This window comes from Streptomyces durocortorensis (assembly GCF_016901035.1).
In the GTDB taxonomy this organism is placed as follows: domain Bacteria; phylum Actinomycetota; class Actinomycetes; order Streptomycetales; family Streptomycetaceae; genus Streptomyces; species Streptomyces durocortorensis.
Genome location: NZ_JAFEUF010000071.1, coordinates 1 through 6,798 on the forward strand (window position 1 = coordinate 1; position 6,798 = coordinate 6,798).

5 protein-coding genes are annotated in these 6,798 nt (G+C 74.7%); all 5 read right to left on the bottom strand.

Annotated features, from left to right (window positions below; translation table 11 throughout):
- Nucleotides 1-154: 154 nt before the first annotated feature.
- The 5 genes from moeZ to JS521_RS16015 all read right to left on the bottom strand — a co-directional run bounded on the left by moeZ (nt 155) and on the right by JS521_RS16015 (nt 6,612).
- Nucleotides 155-1,333, bottom strand: a complete 1,179-nt coding sequence (gene moeZ / locus JS521_RS15995; RefSeq protein WP_010061592.1) for an adenylyltransferase/sulfurtransferase MoeZ — start codon at nt 1,331-1,333, stop codon at nt 155-157.
- Nucleotides 1,334-1,432: 99 nt separating this feature from the next.
- Complete coding sequence (locus tag JS521_RS16000; RefSeq protein ID WP_205083660.1) at nt 1,433-2,248, bottom strand: spherulation-specific family 4 protein; 816 nt, start codon at nt 2,246-2,248, stop codon at nt 1,433-1,435.
- Entirely contained in the window at nt 2,236-3,201 is a 966-nt protein-coding gene (locus JS521_RS16005; protein ID WP_205083661.1) for an NAD-dependent epimerase/dehydratase family protein, read from the bottom strand. The genes JS521_RS16000 and JS521_RS16005 overlap by 13 nt, the downstream gene beginning before the upstream one ends.
- Nucleotides 3,202-3,395: 194 nt before the next feature.
- Nucleotides 3,396-4,571, bottom strand: a complete 1,176-nt coding sequence (locus tag JS521_RS16010; RefSeq protein ID WP_239487349.1) for a hypothetical protein — start codon at nt 4,569-4,571, stop codon at nt 3,396-3,398.
- Between the two features lie 154 nt (nt 4,572-4,725).
- A complete protein-coding gene (locus JS521_RS16015; RefSeq protein WP_205083662.1) occupies nt 4,726-6,612 on the bottom strand; it encodes a DUF3492 domain-containing protein in 1,887 nt (628 codons plus the stop codon).
- Between the last annotated feature and the right edge of the window lie 186 nt (nt 6,613-6,798).

Here is a 6,798-nt window from a genome sequence, read left to right on the forward strand (position 1 = left end):
GGGGGGGTTGCTTGGGGGGGTGCGTGTTTTTTTTTTTCTGGGTTGGGGGGCTTTGGGCGGTCGGGGGGGGGGGGCCCCCCCCGGGGGTGGGGCCGGGGGGGGGGGGGGGGGCCGGGGCCCCCTTCCCGTACAAAAGGGCTTCTAATACACCGGCTCAGTACACCGGCTTCTCGGGCTCGATCTGGTTGACCCAGCCGATCACGCCGCCGCCCACGTGCACGGCGTCGGCGAAGCCCGCGGACTTGAGGACCGCGAGGACCTCGGCGCTGCGGACACCGGTCTTGCAGTGCAGGACGATGCGCTTGTCCTGCGGGAGGTCCTGGAGGGCGGTGCCCATGAGGAACTCGTTCTTCGGGATCAGCTTCGCGCCGGGGATCGAGACGATCTCGTACTCGTTCGGCTCGCGGACGTCGATGATCTCGATCTTCTCGTCGCCGTCGATCCACTCCTTGAGCTGCTTGGGAGTGATCGTCGCGCCGAGCGCCGCCTCCTGCGCCTCCTCGGACACGACGCCGCAGAAGGCCTCGTAGTCGATGAGTTCGGTGACGGTGGGGTTCTCGCCGCAGACCGCGCAGTCGGGGTCCTTGCGGACCTTGACCTGGCGGTACTGCATCTCCAGGGCGTCGTAGATCATCAGTCGGCCGACGAGCGGGTCGCCGACGCCGGCGAGCAGCTTGATGGCCTCGGTGACCTGGATGGAGCCGACGGACGCGCAGAGCACGCCCAGCACGCCGCCCTCGGCGCAGGAGGGGACCATGCCCGGCGGCGGGGGCTCCGGGTAGAGGCAGCGGTAGCAGGGGCCGTGCTCGGACCAGAACACGGAGGCCTGGCCGTCGAAGCGGTAGATCGAGCCCCATACGTACGGCTTGTTCAGCAGCACCGCGGCGTCGTTGACGAGATAGCGGGTGGCGAAGTTGTCCGTGCCGTCCACGATCAGGTCGTACTGCGCGAAGATCTCCATCACGTTCTCGGCTTCGAGCCGCTCTTCGTGAAGGACCACGTTGACGTACGGGTTGATGCCCAGCACCGAGTCCTTGGCGGACTCCGCCTTGGAGCGGCCGATGTCGGACTGGCTGTGGATGATCTGGCGCTGCAGGTTCGACTCGTCGACCTCGTCGAACTCCACGATGCCGAGCGTGCCGACACCGGCCGCGGCCAGGTACATCAGGGCCGGCGAGCCGAGGCCGCCGGCGCCGACGCACAGCACCTTGGCGTTCTTCAGGCGCTTCTGTCCGTCCATCCCGACATCCGGGATGATCAGGTGACGGGAGTACCTGCGGACCTCGTCGACGGTGAGCTCGGCGGCCGGCTCGACCAGGGGTGGCAGCGACACAGGAACCTCAACAATGCAGGTGGTCGGATTCTACGTAGACCGGCTTCTTACAGCCGACTACGTACGGTTGTTCTCCCCGTAACACTGCCACGCCCCTTCTCATTCCGAGATACTGGGTCCGACCCGCGAGACGATTTCGTCCCAGTACCTGGGCAGCGCCGCGAATGGATCGGTTTGTCCGCTTCGGTCGGTGAAGAAGATCGTCCCGGCACCCTGCCAGCGGGCGATGCGCATGGCCTCCTCCAGGTGGGTGCGCGGCACGCCGTGGACGAAGTGGGCGAACCGCTCCGGCGGATAGTCGGCGGTCCACTCGGCCACCTGTGACCAGCGGTAGTCGGTCCAGGGGCCCCGGAAGGTGACCAGTTGGTCGGCCGTCTCCGCGTACCCGGGGTACGGGTGGGTGCCCTGGCCCAGGACCAGGCGGCCGCCTCCGTCCGCGCTGTCGCTCTCCGCCAGCAGGGCGTGCAGGGTGCCGGTGAGCCGCCGGACGGCGGGCAGGCCGGCCCGGTCGACGGGGCACCGGGCGAGGTAGAAACCGCCGATCCGGTACCAGTCGATGAAGGACCGGGCGTCCGCGATCAGCTCGCCGAAGGGCCGCTCGCCGTGGGCCAGGTCGAGGTGGCCGAGCAGCCTGCCGCCGGAGGCCCGGACGGTGTCGTCCGGGGCCTCGCCGTGCAGGGCGCGCTCGCGGGCGTTGCGCAGCCGGCCCGCCGCCTCCAGGCAGTGCGGGTCGGGCCGGGAGCCCGGGCCGTCCGCGATGTTGAGGACGGCCCAGTGCAGCGGGGTGCCGGGGCGGGCCAGCTCGGCCCATTCGGCGGGGGCGAGCAGCGGGTGGGCGTAGCCCGGGACGCCGAAGCCGAGCTGTTCGCCGCCCGCGGTCCGGCGGGCGTCGGCTGGAGCGGTCAGATACGGCATGCCGCCTCCATCCAGATGTCCGCGAGGGACTCCTCCAGGTTGATCCGGGGCCGCCAGCCGAGCCGGTCCCGGGCGGTGCGGACGTCGGCCTGCTGCCAGGCCCCGCAGCCGTCCGGGTACGGCGACGGGGTGGCGGAGAGGTGTTCCATGACGGACTCGGCGGAGGTGCGCGGGGCTCCGATGGGCAGGCGCTGGGGCGGGCCGTCCAGCTCGTGGAGCGCGCCCGCGTACCCGGCGACCCGCGCCAGGACGGCGGCGGCGTCGCGGAGCCGGACGGCACGGCCGGTGCCGATGTTGACGACGCCCTGGGCGGCGGAGAGCGAGGCGGCGTGGACGGCCCGCGCCACGTCCCGCACGTCGACGAAGTCCCGCTGCACGCCGAGGCCGCTGAGCTTCAGCTCGCCGTCGCCCGCCTGCATGGCCCGGCGCATGGCCTCGGCGAGCCGGCCGAGCGGGGAGCCGGCCGGGGTGCCGGGGCCGACCGGCGAGAAGACCCGCAGCACGACGGCGTCGAGGCCCGAGCCGAGGACCAGTTCGGTGGCGGCGAGCTTGCTGACGCCGTACGGACCGCCGGGGCGCGGAACGGCGTCCTCGGCGGTGGAGGACCCGGGCTGCGAGGGCCCGTACTCCGAGGCGCAGCCCACCTGGACGAGCCGGGCCCCGCAGCCGCTGCGGCGCAGCGCCTCGCAGACGGTGGCGACGGCGACGGTGTTGTGGCGGGTGAGGTCCCGGGCGCCGCCGCGGGTGGCGCCCGCGCAGTTGACGACGACTCCGGGGTGGACGGCGTCCAGGAAGCGGGTGAGCGCCCCGGGGCTGCCGCCCGCGAGGTCGAACCGGACGTCGGCGTCGTCGCCGCGCCCGAGGGCCGTGAGGTGGACGGCGGGATCGGCGAGCAGCCGGTCGGCGACGAAGCGGCCGAGGAATCCGTTGGCTCCGAGCAGCAGCACCCTCATCGCGCACCGCCTCGGTGCCGACGGCGGGCTGCCGGTGCGGGGGATTGGGGGGTCATGGCGGGTTTCTCCTAGGTCAGTCAGTCGGTCGTACGGTGCCGGGCGTGGCCCGCGGCGTCGGCTCCGCGGGAGTGGTGCGGGGTGGTAGGTGGGTGGCGCGGTGGTACGTCGGTGGGGCGGCTCGGACCCCGGGCCTCTCAGCCGCGGGTGTGGGCGGAGGCCCGGGAGAGCGCCAGGGCTGCGTGCAGCAGCAGCCCGAGGGCGGCCCCGCCGCAGGCGAGGGCGGATACGGCTCCCGTCCCGCCTGCTGAGACAAGTACGTTCACGGGCTGGGCAAGGGGTTCGAGGCCGGGGAGCCGGGCGGAGAGGACGAGGGCCGGGGCGAGGGCCTCGACGGCGCAGGCGGCGGCGAGCGCGACGGTGCCCGGCTCGGGCAGTCCGTGTGCGGCGAGCAGCCGGGCCACGAAGAACAGGACCCCGAGGGCGACGGCGGCGACGGGCGTGCCGCCCCCGCCGAGGCCGAGGTCGGCCAGGTACAGCAGGGGCAGCAGCGCGCCGAGGAAGAGGGTGACGGCCGCCAGGAGCAGGGGGCGCACTCCCTCGCCGAACTCCTCCAGGCCGCGGCTGCCGGACAGTTTGCGGTGGGCGTGGACGGTGAAGAGGTGGGCGCACCAGGCGGCCAGGGCGACGGCGGCGGCGAGGCCGAGCAGCGGGGCGGGGGTGCCGTCCCACGGGCCGTCCGGGCCTCCGGACATGACCTGGGCCAGCAGTTCCTCGCCGTACACCGCGTAGCTCAGCAGCCAGCAGGCGTACATCCCGGCGCGGCCCGCTCCTTCGGGGGCGCGCAGGGGGCCGCGGCCCAGGCACGCCCGGAGCGCCAGGCAGGCGAGCAGCGCGCCGACGACGGTGACGAGGGCCCGCGTGCCGTCGCCGAGGACGCCCTCGGTGACCCGCAGTACCCCGGCGGTGGCGAGGCAGGCGGCCCCCGGGAGCAGGGCGAGGAGCGTCCAGGCGGCCCGCGCCTCGGTGTCGGGACCGGGCCCGGTTTCGGAGGGCCCGCCGATGGCGGGTTCCCGCGTACGGGGCGGCATGCGGGCGTACAGCTCCTCGGCGAGGGCGAAGACGTCCCGGTGGCGGTAGCGGGCTGCGGTGCGGTCGGTGAGGCCGTGCGCCTCCAGGCCGGCGGCGATCTCCAGCGGGTCCACCGCCCGTTCGCACAGGTCGCGGTGGTGGTGCAGCAGCGACTTCACCGGGTCGGCGGGGCCCCGCCGGGCGGTGGTGCCCGGTGCGCGGCGGGCCGTGGTGCGGGGCGGGATCTCCGCGGGGCGTTCCGGGGCGGCAGCGGGCGTCGCCGGGTCGTCCGGACGGGTCATCGGGAGGTCTCCGTGGTCGTGAAGCGTCGGGTCGTGCGGGGCGGGGAGGCGGAGGGCCCGGTCATCGAGGGCCGGGCCACCGCGAGACGGCGAGCCGAGGGCCGGAGCATCGAGGGCTGAGGCATCGAGGGCGGGGGCATCGAGGGCCGGGTGGTCAGGCATCGCTGTCCCCCGCCGGTCCTGCCGCGACCGCGCAGACGCCCTCGGGCTCCGGCTCCCGTGTGTGCTGCGGCTCGGGCTCACCGGGCCGGTCCGGCAGGCGGGCTCCGCCCGGGGCGGCCCAGCCGGGTACGGCGGCCACGGGGTCCTCCGGCGGCCGGAGGTGGGAACCGGGCTGGGTCCAGTGGCCGAGGAGGTGTGCCTCCGGCGGGGTGGCGAAGGGCAGCGGGTCGCCGTGGGCGTCCACCGTGTCGGCCTCCCGGCGCACCGGGGTGTGCGACATCAGCTCCAGGTAAATGCCGCGAAATGCCGCGAGGTTCTGTTCGACGGTGAAGAGTTCGAGCGCGCGGGCCCTCGCCGCGGCCCCCAGCCGCGCCCGGCGCTCGGGGTCGCGCAACAGCGCGACACAGGCGTCCGCGAGCGCCTTGGGGTTGCGAGGGGGGACCACCAGGCCCGTGCCGCCGATGACTTCGACCACCGCGCCCACGTCGGTGGAGACGGTGGCTCGGCCGCAGAACATGGCCTCGACGAGGCTGACCGGGAAGCCCTCGACGGTGCTGGAGAGGACGATCACGCCGCCCGCCGCGTACGTCTCGGCGAGGTCGGGGATCTCCGGGCCGCCGATCTCCTCGAAGGTGACCGGGCTGCTGCCCTCGGCGTGGGCGCCGGCGGCCTCGTCCGGGAAGAGCTGGGCGGCCAGTGCCGTGCAGTGCGCGAGGTAGGCGGCGGCCTCCTCGCCCTCCGCCGGGGCGCCGAAGATCCGCAGCCGGGCGTCGGGCCGGGCCCGGCGGACCTCGGCGAACGCGTGGAGGAGGGCGATCAGGTCCTTGGCCGGCTCGATCCGGCCGACCCAGACCAGCGTGTCCGGGCCGCCCGCCCCGGCCTCCTCCCCCGCCGCGCCGAGGCGTTCGGGGTCCGCCTCGGCCGGGCCGTAGCGCTCCGCCGCCATGCCCGGGTAGACCGTGCGCTGCTTGGCGGGGTCGGCTCCGCAGCGCTGCTGCCAGCGGCGGACGTGGGTGTTGCCGGGGGTGACGAGCGCGGCCTGCCGGTAGATCTCGGTGGCGAGGCGGCCGTGGAATCCGGCGAGGAGGGCGCGCACGGGGGCCCCGTACGGGGTGTCGGACGCGGCGGCGGCCAGGTAGTGCGCGCGCAGCGGGACGCCGTGCTCGGTGACCAGCAGCGGCACCCCGAAGAAGCGTTTGGCCAGGAGACCCGGGAGGGCGGCCGCCCCGCCGGAGGCCGCATGACAGAGGTCGACCGCGCCGAGGCTCTCCTGGTCGTACCAGTCCAGCGAGAGCGGGCGCAGCGCGCGTTCCAGCTCGGCGGCGAAGGCGAGGTGGTCGGGGACGGTGGCGCTCTGCACGGTCCGGCCGGTGCCGCGGGCACGGGAGGCGGACTCCAGGATCCGTACGGTGGTCTCGGAGCGCAGGGCGAGGTGGAGTCCGCCGCGCTCGCGGGCCAGCTCGGCCAGACCGTAGAGCCCTTCGGCGAACAGCTCCGCGCCGGGGCCCTCGCCCACTACCGTACCGGCCTCGTCGGGGGTGCAGACAGCGGTGGCGAGCGCGGTGAAACGGTCGGTGAAGCGCTTGCGGTCGCGCCGCCCGTAGGACTGCTCGCCGCCGGTCACCAGCCGGGCCAGCAGGCCGCGTTCGCCGCTGCCGCGCAGGGTGCCGTCCTCGGGGGTCCACAGCGGCGCGGTGCGCACCCGGCTGACCTGGTAGGGCAGTTGGACCCAGCCCCGGTCCTCCTGATGGGCGGAGCGGCTCAGCGCGAACAGGTCGAACTCGTGCTGCGGCAGCCCGCGCACCAGTCGGTCGCACCAGAGTCTGGACTCACCGGTCGCATACGGATAACCACCGTCGGTGAGCAGTCCGATCCGCACGAGTACACCCCCGATCTCCCTTGTGGGCGGCCGCCGTTGAAACGGCGACTCGCAGCGGGACGACCGTAAGCGGATACGCCGGTGGGGGGGGGGGGGGGGGGGGGGGGGGGGGGCGGGGGGGCGGGGGGGGGGGCCGGGCGGGCGAGCCGGGGCGAGCCGACCGCCGCGAGCGGGCAGCCGTGGGGG